This window comes from Jutongia huaianensis, assembly GCF_014384985.1.
Classification (GTDB): domain Bacteria; phylum Bacillota; class Clostridia; order Lachnospirales; family Lachnospiraceae; genus Jutongia; species Jutongia huaianensis.
Genome location: NZ_JACRSX010000016.1, coordinates 16,377 through 31,439 on the forward strand (window position 1 = coordinate 16,377; position 15,063 = coordinate 31,439).

11 protein-coding genes are annotated in these 15,063 nt (G+C 46.3%); 4 read left to right on the top strand and 7 right to left on the bottom strand.

Annotation, left to right across the window (positions count from 1 at the left end):
• Positions 1-42 precede the first annotated feature (42 nt).
• The 7 genes from H8704_RS10805 to H8704_RS10835 form a co-directional block, all read right to left on the bottom strand.
• Positions 43-1,041, bottom strand: a complete 999-nt coding sequence (locus H8704_RS10805) for a TIR domain-containing protein (protein ID WP_249298269.1) — start codon at positions 1,039-1,041, stop codon at positions 43-45.
• 20 nt (positions 1,042-1,061) lie between these two features.
• Complete coding sequence (locus H8704_RS10810; RefSeq protein WP_249298270.1) at positions 1,062-2,072, bottom strand: sensor domain-containing diguanylate cyclase; 1,011 nt, start codon at positions 2,070-2,072, stop codon at positions 1,062-1,064.
• On the bottom strand, positions 2,062-2,844 hold the full coding sequence (locus tag H8704_RS10815; RefSeq protein ID WP_249298271.1) for a sugar phosphate isomerase/epimerase family protein: 783 nt from the start codon (positions 2,842-2,844) through the stop codon (positions 2,062-2,064). The genes H8704_RS10810 and H8704_RS10815 overlap by 11 nt, the downstream gene beginning before the upstream one ends.
• Before the next feature lie 28 nt (positions 2,845-2,872).
• Positions 2,873-4,315 (bottom strand): aminoacyl-histidine dipeptidase, encoded by a 1,443-nt coding sequence (locus H8704_RS10820; protein WP_249298272.1) that lies wholly within the window; start codon positions 4,313-4,315, stop codon positions 2,873-2,875.
• Positions 4,316-4,320: 5 nt separating this feature from the next.
• Complete coding sequence (locus tag H8704_RS10825; RefSeq protein ID WP_249298273.1) at positions 4,321-6,219, bottom strand: OPT family oligopeptide transporter; 1,899 nt, start codon at positions 6,217-6,219, stop codon at positions 4,321-4,323.
• A gap of 136 nt (positions 6,220-6,355) precedes the next feature.
• Positions 6,356-7,558 carry a transcription initiation factor TFIID subunit 1 family protein gene (locus tag H8704_RS10830; RefSeq protein ID WP_249298274.1) on the bottom strand — a complete coding sequence of 401 codons (1,203 nt, stop codon included), beginning with the start codon at positions 7,556-7,558 and terminating at the stop codon, positions 6,356-6,358.
• Positions 7,559-7,776: 218 nt separating this feature from the next.
• A complete protein-coding gene (locus H8704_RS10835; protein ID WP_249298275.1) occupies positions 7,777-10,824 on the bottom strand; it encodes a leucine-rich repeat protein in 3,048 nt (1,015 codons plus the stop codon).
• A 198-nt stretch (positions 10,825-11,022) separates the two neighbouring features.
• On the opposite strand from H8704_RS10835, the gene H8704_RS10840 reads away from it, so the two are divergent.
• The 4 genes from H8704_RS10840 (at position 11,023) to H8704_RS10855 (ending at position 15,038) form a co-directional block, all read left to right on the top strand.
• Positions 11,023-12,291: a sensor histidine kinase gene (locus H8704_RS10840; protein ID WP_249298276.1), complete on the top strand. Its 1,269-nt coding sequence runs from the start codon at positions 11,023-11,025 to the stop codon at positions 12,289-12,291.
• A 79-nt stretch (positions 12,292-12,370) separates the two neighbouring features.
• Positions 12,371-13,078 carry a LytR/AlgR family response regulator transcription factor gene (locus tag H8704_RS10845; protein ID WP_249298277.1) on the top strand — a complete coding sequence of 236 codons (708 nt, stop codon included), beginning with the start codon at positions 12,371-12,373 and terminating at the stop codon, positions 13,076-13,078.
• 197 nt (positions 13,079-13,275) lie between these two features.
• Complete coding sequence (locus H8704_RS10850) at positions 13,276-14,331, top strand: lysylphosphatidylglycerol synthase transmembrane domain-containing protein (protein ID WP_249298278.1); 1,056 nt, start codon at positions 13,276-13,278, stop codon at positions 14,329-14,331.
• Positions 14,332-14,333: 2 nt separating this feature from the next.
• Positions 14,334-15,038, top strand: coding sequence for a CDP-alcohol phosphatidyltransferase family protein (locus H8704_RS10855; RefSeq protein ID WP_249298279.1), 705 nt, complete (start codon positions 14,334-14,336; stop codon positions 15,036-15,038).
• The last annotated feature ends 25 nt before the right edge of the window (positions 15,039-15,063 follow it).

Genomic DNA, 15,063 nt, shown 5'->3' on the forward strand with positions numbered 1-15,063 from the left:
TCTACCATCAAAACTATTTACCTTTCCTCAAACAAATAGCAGTTATCGACGTCTGGAGGAATGCCAGCCTCCCGTTCCGGAAGAAGAGCTTCCTGTCCGGATTCCAATTTCTTTACACCGGTCACATAAAGTACCTGTCCGGATCGATGCTCCGCAGCGCACACATGAAAGCCTTGCGGTCTCCATCTTCGGTATCTCCAGATACTCCTGCGAGATCAGCTGTTCGATCACCTTCCGGGGGACACCGGTCTCCCGTTCGATCACAAACGCCGGTTTTGCTCCGTTTCTTTGAAGAAAATTGCGTACCGTCCGGAGATAATCATAATTTTCTTTGCCACATTCTTTACAACGGTATACTCCCTGAGAGATTTTCTCCAGCTTCCCGCCACAATATTTACACTCTGTGGGAATGCCGCTTGATCCCAGAAATGAAGATCTTTTTTTGCGGATTCCCGTTGTACTGTGCTGTTTTGGGTCCGGCTTCTCCTGCGGCTCCGATTTGGTCACATTCTCTGTTTTTGATGTTTCCTGTTCCTTGGACGGCTCCGGCTTTGCGCTATGCTGTTCTGATCCTTTCCCTGCCTGTCTATCCTTGTTCTGTCCGCTATTTGGTACAGTTATATTTCCTGCAACCTCCTTCGGTCCCATCAAAAGTGATCTGAGACGATGCTTCAATTCCTCGATCGCTTCCTTCGGCCGGTTGGCACAACGAATCGTCTGCACATTATTCAGATAAAACCGGAACATATCTGTCATTGCGCTGTCATCAATCTGAAACGGCACAATAGTTTTCCGGTAATAAATGGCACTGTCAATCTCCTTTTCTACCCAGATTGACTGCTGGGATGCCTGGGAAAGAACCAGCAAAAATATCTCGCAATCCCGGATCGCTTTTGGAATCTCTCTGGCATAATTTGAACCCGCCGGTATCATATCCGGTGCGATCCAATATGAAATCCCCATTTTCTCCAGCATCTGTGTCATTTTTTTTATGTATCGCTCATCCTTTGAGCTGTAACTGATAAAAACGGATTTTCCCATACCCAATCTATCCCCCTACATCAGATTTCATCAACCGCTACCCGGTTGCGTCCAGCCGTTTTGGCTTCATAAAGCTTCTCATCCACACCCTTTACATTCTCCTCCGGTGACAAATTGGAATCCAGTGCCTTCACACCAAAGGACATAGTCACGCGGATCGGCACATCTTCAAAATAACAGATGGAAGACTCTACCTTTTTGCGGACATTCTCAGCAAAAGCTGCCGCCTGGGACACGGCACACTCCTTTAAAAGGATCACAAACTCCTCGCCGCCCCAGCGGATCACCTCACCGGATGTTCCCGCCATATTTCTGAGAATAGAAGCAATGCATTTCAATACAACATCTCCTGCATTATGTCCATAGGTATCATTGACACGTTTAAAGAAATCAATGTCTGCCATCACAATGGAACAGGATTGTTTCAACAGATAAGGATGGACATTCTTTTCATAATATTCATAGTATCCCCGGCGGTTTTTCAACCCCGTCAACTGATCAAGCTGCGATTCACTGTACAAAATCTGGGACTCCAGTGTTTTGCCACAAAAAACAGCCGCCATTGCAAGTCGCTTTTCATCCCGGTCATCAAAATACCAATATCCCTGATCATCCATTTTATTGATCGCCTGATATGCCCCAATCACATCCCCCTTGGAGTTCGTCACCGGAATACAGAGAATGGATCTGGTCTGGTATCCCGTCTCTTTGTCCACCTCCTGATTAAACCGGTCATCCTGATAAGGATCGTTGATCAGAATCGTCTCATTGCCGGCTATCGAGGCTCCCACGATACCGCTTCCCTCCGGAACCACGATACGGGGACTGTCAAGCGCTACCAGTGTCCAATACTCTTTCTTGGCTCTGTCCCAGTACCAGAAGGAGGCTCTTTCCGAATTGGCAAGAGTACGCCCAAGTTCTGTCAAAAGCAGGATCGTAGACCCGAAATCCTTCGTATCTACCATCTCATTCATAAAGAAAAATATCTTTTCTAATAGTTCCTCTGCATTTAATACCCGCCTATTCTCCATATAAGCCTCCTATATCTGTCAAGTATTCTAATGATATCCTTTGTGCTTCCGGCTGCGGTGTCTCGATCAGCACCGAACAGTTACTAAAATATGTATCATAATAATCAAAAAACTGGCTCCATATGATCTTGCCTGTGCCTAAAGCCAGGTGAAGATCATGCTTGAGATCATTATCGTTAATATGTATATGCTTCATATACGGTGCCAGCTGGCGGATCCAGACTGCCATCGGAAATCCATAGATCACAGCGTGGGCATAATCAAAACAGACACCGTAATTAGGAAAATCCATGAGCCTCTCTGAAATCCTCACCAGAATATCCGGGGAAGCATCAAACATATTTTCCAGATAAATCTCTATGTCCGGAAAATTGGCCAGAAGTATTTTCAGATAATCTGCCGTCATATCAATGGCCCGGATATCATATTCTCTGGAGGAAAGCATCGGATTGACATTGGTGTGAAATACCACACCCTTCACCTGCAGCTTTCTTGCAATCTCCATGCTCTGGCGCATCCGCCTCTGCGATACCTCCCGGACCAGCGGATCCTGACTGAATACCGTCACATCCAGAAATGCACCGTGCATAGTACTCCCCTCCGGAAGTCCCGCTTCCAGATAAGTATCTATGATCTCCTGCTGTCTTTCCGGATTCTCTAACAACTCCGGATCAAAGAAATCGTTGATCTCAAATCCAACCCCATACTCTCTGCTCAGTGCCATATGCTCCCGAAGTGTCTCCACTCTGGAAACAACCAAATATTTTCCCATAACGTTCCCCATTTCTCTTGCTGCACTTTTACTTTAACCTTCTTAAGATCTCCAGAACATATTTCCAGGTTCTGCGTACACTTTCCACATTCATAGACTCTTTTGGTGTATGAATATCATCCATATCCGGACCAAAAGATACACAGTCCAGTCCCGGCAGCTTTCCGGCAAACAGGCCACATTCCACTCCGGCATGAAGTGCCTCTACCACCGGCTTCTCTCCATACTGCTCCTGATAGATCTGTATCATCAGATCCCTCAGCGGGGAATCCTGCCGGTACTCCCATGCCGGATATGCCCCGGTGCATGTAACACTTCCTCCCAAAGCCTCCATCAGACATTGTATTCTCTGTACCAGTTCTTCCTTCTCGGAGCCAATGCTGCTTCTGACAGAAAAGGAGAAGGACACCTCTTCCTGCTTCGTGATCATAATACCAAGGTTTAACGAGGTCTGCACCAGTCCCGGAATATCAAAGCTCATCCTCTGAATCCCGCCCGGCAGATTTACCAGTGCAGCGATCACCCGGTCTGTGTCCCGGCTCGTCATAGCCTTCTGTCCCGTTTTGACCCCTTGTCTTTCCCATAATATGTCAATATCCGGATCCGTTTGTCTGTACTCATTCCGGTACATCTCCCTCAAACCGTCTATGATTCTGCTGTAATCTCCCGATTCACACACAAGCTCTGCCACAGCCTCCCTCGGTATGGCATTGTCCTTCATGCCTCCATCCAGCCGAAGCAGCCGGAAGTTCCCTGCCTCCTTCAACGCATAGAGTGTCCTGCCCAGCAGACGGCATGCATTACCACGCCCCTTGTCGATCTCGACACCGGAATGACCGCCCTGCAAGCCTGTTATGGTAAGTCTTATCACTTCTCCGCCCGCAGTCTCCCAGACTACCGGCAGATGCGCCTCTGTGGTGACACCCCCGGCACAGCTTACCAGCAAATGTCCCTCATCCTCCGAATCGAGATTCAGCATGATCCGCGAATGAAGATCAGAGCAGTCCATGGCTGCCGCCCCCAGCATACCAATCTCCTCGTCTACTGTGAAGACTGCCTCCAGCGGCGGATGTGGAATATCCTCTGCATCAAGGATCGCCAGAGCATACGCTACCGCAATGCCATCATCGCCACCCAGTGTCGTTCCCTCTGCAAAAATCACACCATCCTGAAGCTTCAGCCGGAGTCCCTCTGCAGCAAAATCAATATCACAGTCCGCTTCCTTCTCACAGACCATATCCATATGCCCCTGCAGCATCACCGGTGCCGACTGCTCATATCCGGGAGAAGCCGCTTTCCATATGATGACATTATTCCATTCATCCTGCCGGTATTTGAGTCCCCTCTGCACCGCAAAATCCACCAGAAAATCACTGATCCTTCCGGCGTCTGATGAACCATGGGGAATCCCGCAGATTGCCTCAAACCATCGAAAAACCTCCTGTGGTTCCAATCCTTCTAATACTGCCATACAAATTACCTCACCTTTCTAACAATACCTAAAAATGAAAGCAGCAAGAAAATAAAAAATACAATGCCTCCTGCATTTCCCAATGAAAAATTAAGCTGTATATATTGTGCTACCGTTCCTCCCCGCATCGGAATTACTGCGAGAACGGCAAGAAAAATACCAATCAGTCCCTCTCCGGCAATCATACCGGAGCTGTATAAAAGACCTCTGTCCACGCGGTCTTTTTTTAAAGCGGCTGCTTCCTCTGTGTCCGCCTTTTGGGATTCTACCAGTTTCCGGATCATTCCTCCCACAAAAATCGGAGCTGACAGATGAATCGGCAGATAAAGGCCGATGGAAACAGGTAATACCGGGAGCCCCAGGATCTCAATCACAATGGCAACAAAAACTCCGCAAAAGACAAGCCCCCAAGGTAATGTGCCACCCATCACGCCCTCTACCACCAGCTTCATCAGGGTTGCCTGCGGTGCCGGAAGCTGTGACGAATTACCAAAACCCCATGCCGCATGAAGCAGATACATCACACCGCCAATGGTAAGTGCCGCCACAACCGCACCGATCAGCTCTCCGATCTGCTGCCACATAGGAGTGGCTCCCACGATAAAGCCTGTTTTAAGATCCTGTGATGTATCTCCTGCCATTGCTGCCACGATACAGATCACCGTCCCCACACAAATCGCAGATACCATACCGGTATACCCGGTCATTCCTGTTCCCTTCAACAGTGCCGTCGCGATCAGCAGAGTTGCGATCGCCATACCGGAGACCGGATTATTGGAGGACCCCACAAGCCCCACCATACGGCTGGACACCGTCGCAAAGAAAAATCCAAAGATGATCACCAGCATTGCCCCAAACAAACGGACCGGAACAGACGGCAGAAGCCAGATCACCACGGCGATCAGCAATACACCTGCCAGAACCGCTCCCATAGGAAGCTCCCTTGAGGTGCGCAGAGCGTCCTGCCGTTGTACTCCAATGCCCCTGACCGCCTTGGTAAAGGTCCGCAGGATCACCGGAAATGTCTTGATCAGACTGATAATACCTCCTGCCGCCACGGCTCCTGCCCCGATATACCGGATATAACTTCCCCAGATGCTCATTACGTCCATTTCGGAAATCCGGTCCGCAGCAGGTGCGATCATATTATCGCCGCCAAACAGAACGATCGCCGGAATCAGTACAAACCAGCCAAGCACACCACCGGCAAACATATTTGCCGCTACCCGCCGGCCACAGATATAACCGACTCCTGCCAGCGCCGGCAGCACATCCAGACCAAACGCCGTACGGAGAGAACGAAGATTCCAATGTACCTCCGATGGAAACAGCTTCAAACCGTCTGTAATAAACTTATACAGTGCTGAAATCCCAAGCCCGGCAAAAACTACCTTTGATTTTGCACCGCCTTCTTCTCCCGCCAGAAGCACCTCCGCACATGCTGTCCCTTCCGGAAACGGCAATGCCCCGTGTTCCTCCACGATCAACGCATTGCGAAGGGGTACCATAAACAGGACACCCAACAGCCCGCCGCAGACTGCGATCGCAGCAATCTCCGTAAACGACGGCATCGCCACCTCATGGCTTTCCTCTGCCCACATAAATAACGCCGGCATGGTAAAGATGGCTCCTGCCGCCAGAGACTCTCCCGCCGACCCAATGGTCTGCACCATGTTGTTTTCCAGGATGGAATCCCTGCGAAGCAGATACCGCAAAATCCCCATGGAAATAACTGCTGCCGGAATGGACGCTGAAACTGTCATACCAACCCGCAATCCCAGATAAGCATTGGCCGCTCCAAATACGACAGCAAGAATCAGTCCCAGTATCAAAGAAACTGGTGTAAATTCCGGCAGTGTTTTATCTGCCGGAATGATAGGTTTCCATTTTTCATTTTTACTCATAACAGACCTCTATTCATAATAATCATACTTCTGTTTATATTATGCTTGTCTGTCCTTCAAATTATACCACATATTTTCGTTAATGTCATTAAAATACGGCGCCGAAGCGCCGTGTAAGATAACATTGTATTTTGTTTTATAAAACCGTAGCCGGCGGGGAATCTGCCCGTTCTGCCATTCCCTGCTCTGCCACCTGTGCCGCAGAGGCATTTTGAGAAGTATCTGTCCCCGTCACTGTCGTTGTCCCGGTCACAATATCCGTTCCCGCTGCACTCTCCATGCCATTCTGCTGCGTTGTATCGCTGCTCTGTCCGGACTGATCCTGCCGGAGCAGATCGATCTTTCTTTTTAAATATTCCATGTCTGCCTGCAGAAGGTCATAATTTTCAGAACGACGATGCCCGTTCTTCTCCGCTTTGGTGATCTGCTTTAATCTCTTTTTTAACTGGAGCACCTGCTGATCCAGATCCGCTTTGACTGCGGTACTGTTTTGTACATGCTCCTGCTTTTTTATATTCTCATTTTTTCGTTCTTTGCTGTGTACCGTATCGTTGTCACTCTTTTTCTGCATTTCCTCCAGCTTCAGATGAGACATCTTCCGACGTGCCGTCCGGATCATTTTATTGGCATGATTGATCGCAATCTGCAGTTCCTCGTCCTTATACTGTCCGGACCCCGCCTTGCGTTTCAGACCGGAAAGCTCTGACTTTGCAGAAGCAAGGGCATTTCCCGCCTGGATTCTGGTTTTGGCACGCATAATTGCACCGGAAACTTTACGGTAATTATAGGTGAGTGTCTTCTTTGCATTTGCATTGGTTTTAGATATATTTTCCCTGCTTTTGCGCATGCTTTCCAGAAGACGCTCCATATACTCTATATCCGACTCAGAATATCCCTGGGTATCTGCATTTTCCGATACATCCTCCCCGTCAGTCTCCGCTTCGCTTTCTGCTGTTTGTTCCGCAGTCACAGTGCCCGTCTTCACCGGAGTTTTTTCATTTGCCCGGTTCGTCATCTGTCCCTTTTCCGGTACAGCGTCTTCCGACGCTCCTGCCCCCTGATCGGTAACGCAGCTGTCTTCCTCATAGGAATACATATTTTGCTGTTGCCTTAAGATCTGCGCTACTCTGCTTCTGCCCTCCGACACATCGTACTGCACATTCTCATCATAAATGCCTCTGCGATCCACAGCACCCTGCTTTCCATTCGCTATACCTGTTGACGCCGTACGCCTTGTTTTTTCTGCTGAAGTTCTCCGGCTTTTGGAATGTCCGGTCACTGTCGTCCTGCCCCGGCGATAGGAACCGTCCATATTCCCTGTAATCATTCCCTGTTTCATTTTCATTCTCCTTGAAAGCAAACCTTCGGTCTGCGCACACATCCATGTTCTGATACAACATATCCTTACTATAATAATCGGCAAATTTCGTGAATTCCTTTATTTTCCATAGAAAACGACATTTTTCATAAAGCAGGATAAAAGAACACAAAATAAGCGGGTTACACCTCCCGGCATAACCCACTTACAACGGTTCATTCCTTTTCCTTTATCTGACCTTAGAAAATAAACAATTTTTTATAAAGGCTTTTCTGTGCCTTTGGCACCTTCAAAACAACCTTTTTGTTCACGCCCTTAAATGCGTTTTTCTTGACTTTACCTGCCTTTAACAATTTCGTCTTGCAATTAATGCTCTTCAGCTTTGTACAATTCCTGAATGCTTCTTTTCCAATCTTCTTTACATTCTTTCCAATGACAAGCTTCGTAATCTTTGTATTGTCTCTACATGCGTTGGCAGCAATAGAGGTTATCTTATAAACCTTCCCTCCCACGGTAATGGTATCTGGTATATTTACTGTCTTGCCCTTAACAATACCGACAAATTCAGCAGTATTCTTTCCGGTAATGCGATATTTTGCATTTTTGTAAGTTACAGTAGATCCAACGGTTACAGATGTTTTTCCATTCCTCGTTGAAGATGGTGCTTTTGTGGAGGTCGGCTTCTGGGTTGGTACTGCTGTTGAAGACGGCTTCTTTGATGCACCCGGCGCTGCGCTTGGATTCGCCGGCTTATCACTTCCACCCGGTGCTGCGGTTGGCACATTCGGCTTGTTGCTCTCTGACGGTGATGCTGACGGTTTCGCCGGCTTACCACTCTCTCCCGGTGCTGCGGTTGGTACATTCGGCTTATCACTCTCTCCCGGTTTCGCCGTTACATCCGGTTTTCCACTGCCTGACGGTCCGGCCGGCTTACTACTCTCTCCCGGTTTCGCCGTGGTAACTGCTCCCGGTGTTGCTGTAGTGACTGCTCCCGGTGTCGCCGTAGTAACCGCTCCCGGTGCTGCTGTAGTGACTGCTCCCGGTGTCGCCGTGGTAATGGCTCCCGGTGTTGCTGTGCTAATGGCTCCCGGTGTTGCCGTGGTAATGGCCCCCGGTGTTGCCGTAGGTACCGGTGTCGGAGTTGCATTCGGATCTGCAATAACTTCAATAGAGTAGCTGACGCCCTTCATATTATAATTTTCATCGCCCGGATAAATCGCTGTAACCTGAACTGTACCCGGTGCTATTGCTGTGATCACACCTTCGGATGTTACGGTTGCTACCTCTGTATTGTCTGATTGAAACTGCCATTCAACAGAGGAAATCTTTGTAAATCGAGCTGTCTTTCCCACCATTAATTTATTCACTGTTACAAGTGGAGTTTCCTTAAGCGATCCTTTGTTAATCTGGAAAATGTTTTTTGCCACACCCTCATAACTGCCGCATCCGGTTACCTGTATCTGGGCAGTACCGGCATTGATATTATCAAAATAACTTACTACATAATCGGTTCCATTTGTCAAAGTTTTACCCTGCAAAGTCACAGTAATTGCAGGAGTAAACGCTGTTCCTGTATATGTGTATGTTGCAGCCGGCAGAGTAATCTGGGCACTTGAAATAGACTGCACCGTGCTTGGATCCCAGGTACTCCAAGTGAGTGTTTTACCTGTTTCTACCTGGTATGACAGCTTTTTCGCAACACCGTCTGCTGTCCAGGTCGTATTTCCACTTGGATAATATGCTGTCTTGAGTTTCCTGCAGCTGCTAAAAATCATATTGGCACGCATTGTCGGTTCAGACGACTGAAACTGTGGCAGGTCTCCATAAAAATATACCGCAGTCAATCCTTTACAGTTGAGAAATGCACCATATCCAATATTTGTTACGGTAGCCGGGATCCGAACCACCGATAAATTGTCATCTCCCCAAAAGCAGTTTTCACCAATTTCCACCAATTTTTCCGGCAGCTGTATACTTCTTAAGTTCTTACAACTGTTAAATGCGGAATCACCTATCTTCACTACACTTGACGGGATCTCCACGCTGATCAGATTTGTATTATTGAAAAATACATCCGGTCCAATTACTGTTACCGTATCAGGAACTTTAAACTCTGAAACAATTGTCACAGTAACAAGTTCTGTTTCATCCTTACTGTAAATTGCATTATCTTTGGACATAAATGTCGGATTGTCCTTTGCTACGGTAAGTGTATCCAAATTGATGCAGCCGTCTGTGATCGCAGCAGAAATTGTATCTACTGACGCCGGTATCTCCAGCTCTTTCAGATTCTTGCAATTATAAAAAACACGTCCATCCAATGTTTTTAACGTATCCGGCAAAACAATCTTCGTGCAGTCCAGATTCCCAAGACCTTTGAAGCCGATACCGGTCACTGTATATCCATCAATCCTGGATGGCACTTCCAAAATCTTTGGAGATTCTTTTCCATCATAGGATGTAATCTTTGCATTTTCCCCGTCTAATTCATACCGGAAAAGCGTGTTCCTTTTCGTAACCGCATATGGACGATATCCGCTGTCCTTTTCCTGATTCAGACCGGCATCAATCTGATAATACTGATCGTTGATCTTTACCAGAGCAAGCTTCCTGCTGGAATCCTTTTTCGTTTCATCAATCGACCAGGCATCATATCCCAGTTTCTCAGACAACTTGACAACCGCTTCTGTTGCAGCTTTATCATTACAGCTTTTCAAAATCACCATATCCGAAAGAGAAGAAGATGTTTTGAGATAATCATACTGTGCTGCAAACTTCGCAATCGCATTTACCAAATCCATGTCACTCATATCATCTTTGATATTTGCATCAATGTAATCTTGTATTACCTGATCCACATAAACAGATTCATAATTTACAAGATGCACCGTCAGGCTTTTCGTCTCACCCTTGTAAGTAATTTCGATCACTGCATCGCCGGGTGTGATCGTATAGTAATCATAGTTGCTCGGACTGGCAGCCAGCACCCATCCGTTCTCATATATCTTCCAATAACTGCGCTTGGCCGTAACCAAACCTTTCGCTGATACAGTCACAGAATCAGATCCAGACACTACCTCGTACCGGGTACCCCTAACATAGTCCGGTATTTGATATTCCTTCGGCAGATCTGCCGGCACCTTGACCTTGACCCCATAATCACTTCTGATATCATAGATCGTGACCTCCTGATCGTCTGCTGCACTTGCAGGTGTTACCTGCATAAACACAGTCAGACTTAATAACATCATGAAACATATTGATAATCTTTTTAATAATCTTTTCATGCATTTTCCTCCTTGTTCTTGCTTTCCTTCCGGAAAATTATTTTTTCATTATTTAACAACATTAGTATATCATTTCCGCATCTGCGTTGCTGTTTTTTGCGCGAACGGAGCATATATGGCGTGAATGGTAAAAGGATTCTGTTGTATTTCCTATAAAGTTCTTTTATAATTAAACTATGACATAAAGGAGGACTGCCAATGCCCGTTGAAATTTTATCTATGACACACGACCTGACGACATTACTGTTTGGCATTTACATCTCCGCCTTTTTTCTGGGTGTCCGTCAGAATTACAAAAATACCGGCATCCTTTTTTTATTTTTTTGCGGAGAGGGACTTACCTATCTCCTGTTCTCTCTGACCATCAGCGATTCCTTTGCGCGGCAGATCTATCCGCTGATCGTTCACCTGCCTCTGGCAATCTTTCTTTTTTTATATTATAAATATCCGCTGCTCTCCTGCTTTACCTCGATATTTTCCGCTTACTTATGCTGTCAGGTAAGCACCTGGGTCGGATTGTTTGTTTTGGATCTTACCGGGCAGGACTGGTGCTATTATACGGCGCGTATTATCACAACGCTTGTGACTTTTTTTCTGCTCTGCCGTTTTGTGTGCCGCACAACTGCGGCTGTATTTGCAAAAGAAAAACGAGAGCTTTGCGTGATCGGTTTTCTTCCGCTAACCTATTATATTTTTGATTATGCCACAACGAAATTTTCCCATCTGCTCTACTCCGGCAATAAGGCTGTCGTAGAGTTTATGAGCTTTGCATTCTGTATTGCATATCTGATCTTTCTGCTGGTGTACTATAAAGAATTCGAAAAGAAACAGGAAATCCGTCAATACAGCGATCTTATGGAAATTCAGCTTTTATCCATTCAAAAAGAGATTGACCAAGTTCGAAACAGCAAACAGGAGCTTTCTATCCTGCGCCATGATATGCGCCATCACCTGAATATTCTGATGACACTGCTACAGGAAGATTCTACCGAACCGGCACGCAAATATATTAAAGAAATCGGTGATGCTTATGATGAGACGATCATTGAACGATACAGCCGTAACGAAATGATCAATTCTGTTATTTCTATTTATCAGATGCGCTTTTCGGACAAGGGCTTCGCGCTGCATTGTACGATACGCACCGGCGAAACGCTTTCCTGCCCGGATCTTGCTATCTGTACGATCCTGTCCAATGCCCTTGAAAATGCCATGCACTCTCTGGAAAAGCTGCAGTCCGACGACAAATGGGCCCGTCTCTCCCTGACCCAGAAGGATCACCAGCTTCTCTTGGAAATCGAGAATCCCGTGGATAAGGTTCCAAAATTTATTGACGGAATTCCCGCATCCAGCGAAAAAGGGCATGGCATTGGAGTTAAAAGTATTGTATACTATGTAGAGCAGCTGCACGGACAGTATCATTTTTCTGTATTGAATCATACATTTATATTAAGAATTATAATTTGAGAACTGCTATTTGTGCCTGCGCTTCAAGTTTTATGGCTTTTCGGCAAAGCATGGATATTATTTTTTGAGGTACCGTTTTATGAAGATAGCAATTTGTGATGATGAGTTATCATATTTAGATGAAACAGAACGTCTTTTAAAACAATGGGCAGATCAGCGGGGAATTGATATCACCCCGTACCGCTTCACCAATGGAGATGACCTGATCCAGGCACACCAGACATATTGTATGGACCTGATCATTCTTGATATCATTATGCCTCTTCTCAACGGAATGGATACCGCGAGAGAATTGCGCCATGATCATCAGTCGGTCCCGATTATTTTTCTGACCTCCTCCCGTGAGTATGCAGTGGATTCTTATGATGTCAAGGCATTTCATTACCTGATGAAGCCCCTTGAAAGCGATCATCTTTTTCGTGTCCTGGATGATTTTTGGGAAACAACCCACACAGCCCGCGAATCCTTTGCCGCCCAGACCGACACAGGCTTTTGCAGGATCACACTGGAGGACGTGGATTATCTGGAGGCACAGAACAAAAGAGTCCTGGTGTCCCTGTCCAATGATACGGACATAGAAATACGAGAGCTTTTTTCCAAATGTGAAGAAATCTTCAGTCTGGAAAAGGGCTTCTTTAAGTGCCATCGCAGCTATATCGTAAATCTAAACCACGTAGAACAGTTTACCAAGACTCAGATCAGTACCAAAAACGACATAATTATTCCCATTTCCCGGAATAATTATGCCGCCTTTAAGGAAGCATATTTTTCTTATATGTTCCGATAAGAATAACTCATCAGAAATGCGGGTTTGTTATCCCTCCTTTCTTCCGGTAAACAACATCCTTATAATCTATATTTATTAAATTTTTCTTCTTTTTAATGATAACACCCCTTTTATCATTAAATTTATGTTATAGTAAGAAAGTAGCTTATTATCATTATCCGCAACAAGAGATCGTGCACTTGCACAAGCGTTAATATATGAAAGAAATAATACATAAAAATAGAAACAAAATTATCTGTTTTATTGTCACTTTGATTCTCGCTTTAATCACAATCTACGCAGTATTTAAAGGAAGCGGTATTTCGCCGGATGAACTGGTTTCCAGTCTCCGGGAGTCCTCCTGGGCGGGCATTGTACCGGCCGCTGTCAGCATGCTTGGATTTATCTGGTTTGAAGGGGATGCTCTGCGGGTAATCCTGCGGCATATGGGCTATCCGGTGAAACGGTCACAGGGATTTATTTATTCCGCCGCAGATGTGTATTTTTCTGCCATTACCCCTTCGGCTTCCGGCGGGCAGCCTGCCAGTGCATTCTTTATGGTACAGGATGGCATTCCGGTCACAGCAGTCATGACTGCTCTTCTGCTGAATCTGATCATGTACACACTGGCGATCATCAGCATTAGTATTGCTGACATTCTGATCTTTCCAAAGATCTTTCTGAATTTCAGTATTGCCTGCCGTATTTTGATCGTGGCGGGAGGTGTGATTCTGGCGGGACTCGGCATATTGTTTTATATGCTGCTGCGAAAGCAGGAACTTATGAAGTCGATCTGTCTCGGCATTACCGGATTACTGCACCGGCTTCACTGCCACCGCCTCGCAGGACGCATTGAACGCAAGCTTTCTGTTTCCCTTGAGAAGTACAGCCATTGTGTTGATGCCGTACTGGGGGGACGCAGGATGCTTTGGAGGGTATACCTTCTCAATGTACTGCAGCGAATGTCACAGATCATTGTTACATTATTTTCCTTTGGTGCCATGCATGGCGATCTGCATAAGCTGCCTCATTTGCTGGCTACACAGATCTATGTGGTGCTGGGATCAAACTGCGTACCGATTCCTGGAGGTATGGGAGTCACGGATTATCTGATGCTCAAGGGCTATTGCCGGCTTATGCCGAGGGATGAGGCATTCCGGCTGGAGATCTTAAGCCGCGGACTTTCCTTCTATATCTGCATTCTCGTGAGTCTCGTCACGGTGATCGCAGGTTATATTGTACTTCGCAAAAGAAAAATGAAAATGGAGAAATGAAAATGATTGGATTTTATGATTACACAGTAGTTCTTACCTACCTTTCACTGATGTCGGGAGCAACCGGTATTATGCTTTGCCTGAATGGGATCGGACACCCTTATCTGGGAATGTTCTTTCTGTTGTTTTCCGGTTTATGTGATACCTTTGACGGCAAGGTTGCCCGTACCAAAAAGAACCGCACCGAACAAATGAAAAATTTCGGCATTCAAATTGATTCTTTATCAGATCTGGTCGCTTTTGGCCTGCTCCCTGCCAGTATCGGAATTTCCATGCTCCGCTATGCCTTGCGTATGCCGGGGCTTTCCGGATTTACCAGTTACGTCTTAACGCATTATCCGAAGCCAACGCAGTTTATTCTGACATTTATTGCTGTGTTGTATGTGCTGGCAGCTATGATCCGTCTTGCATATTTTAACGTGATGGAGGAGGAAGACCAGAACCGGGACGAAACAGGTGCCAAGATCTACACCGGACTGCCTGTGACATCTGCAGCCCTGATCTTCCCGGCGGTATTGCTGTTCCATCTTCTGCTCCGCGCCGATCTGACACTTCTTTACTTTGGAGTTATGATTCTGACAGGGCTTTTCTTCCTGTCCAAAATACAGATCAAAAAACCGCAGAATCGTGGAATTGCCTTGTTGATCACCTTTGGTGCTGTGGAGTTTATTATTCTGATCTTGAAACTGCTGTGCCTGAGACATTAATTATTTGCTAAATAATGGAGAATAC

Coding starts and splice junctions, on each gene's coding strand:
- H8704_RS10855 (WP_249298279.1), top strand. CDS start 14,334: ATGATTGGATTTTATGATTACACAGTAGTTCTTACCTACCTTTCACTG.
- H8704_RS10820 (WP_249298272.1), bottom strand. CDS start 4,315: ATGGCAGTATTAGAAGGATTGGAACCACAGGAGGTTTTTCGATGGTTT.
- H8704_RS10850 (WP_249298278.1), top strand. CDS start 13,276: ATGAAAGAAATAATACATAAAAATAGAAACAAAATTATCTGTTTTATT.
- H8704_RS10845 (WP_249298277.1), top strand. CDS start 12,371: ATGAAGATAGCAATTTGTGATGATGAGTTATCATATTTAGATGAAACA.
- H8704_RS10805 (WP_249298269.1), bottom strand. CDS start 1,041: ATGGGAAAATCCGTTTTTATCAGTTACAGCTCAAAGGATGAGCGATAC.
- H8704_RS10840 (WP_249298276.1), top strand. CDS start 11,023: ATGCCCGTTGAAATTTTATCTATGACACACGACCTGACGACATTACTG.
- H8704_RS10810 (WP_249298270.1), bottom strand. CDS start 2,072: ATGGAGAATAGGCGGGTATTAAATGCAGAGGAACTATTAGAAAAGATA.
- H8704_RS10830 (WP_249298274.1), bottom strand. CDS start 7,558: ATGAAACAGGGAATGATTACAGGGAATATGGACGGTTCCTATCGCCGG.
- H8704_RS10835 (WP_249298275.1), bottom strand. CDS start 10,824: ATGAAAAGATTATTAAAAAGATTATCAATATGTTTCATGATGTTATTA.
- H8704_RS10825 (WP_249298273.1), bottom strand. CDS start 6,219: ATGAGTAAAAATGAAAAATGGAAACCTATCATTCCGGCAGATAAAACA.
- H8704_RS10815 (WP_249298271.1), bottom strand. CDS start 2,844: ATGGGAAAATATTTGGTTGTTTCCAGAGTGGAGACACTTCGGGAGCAT.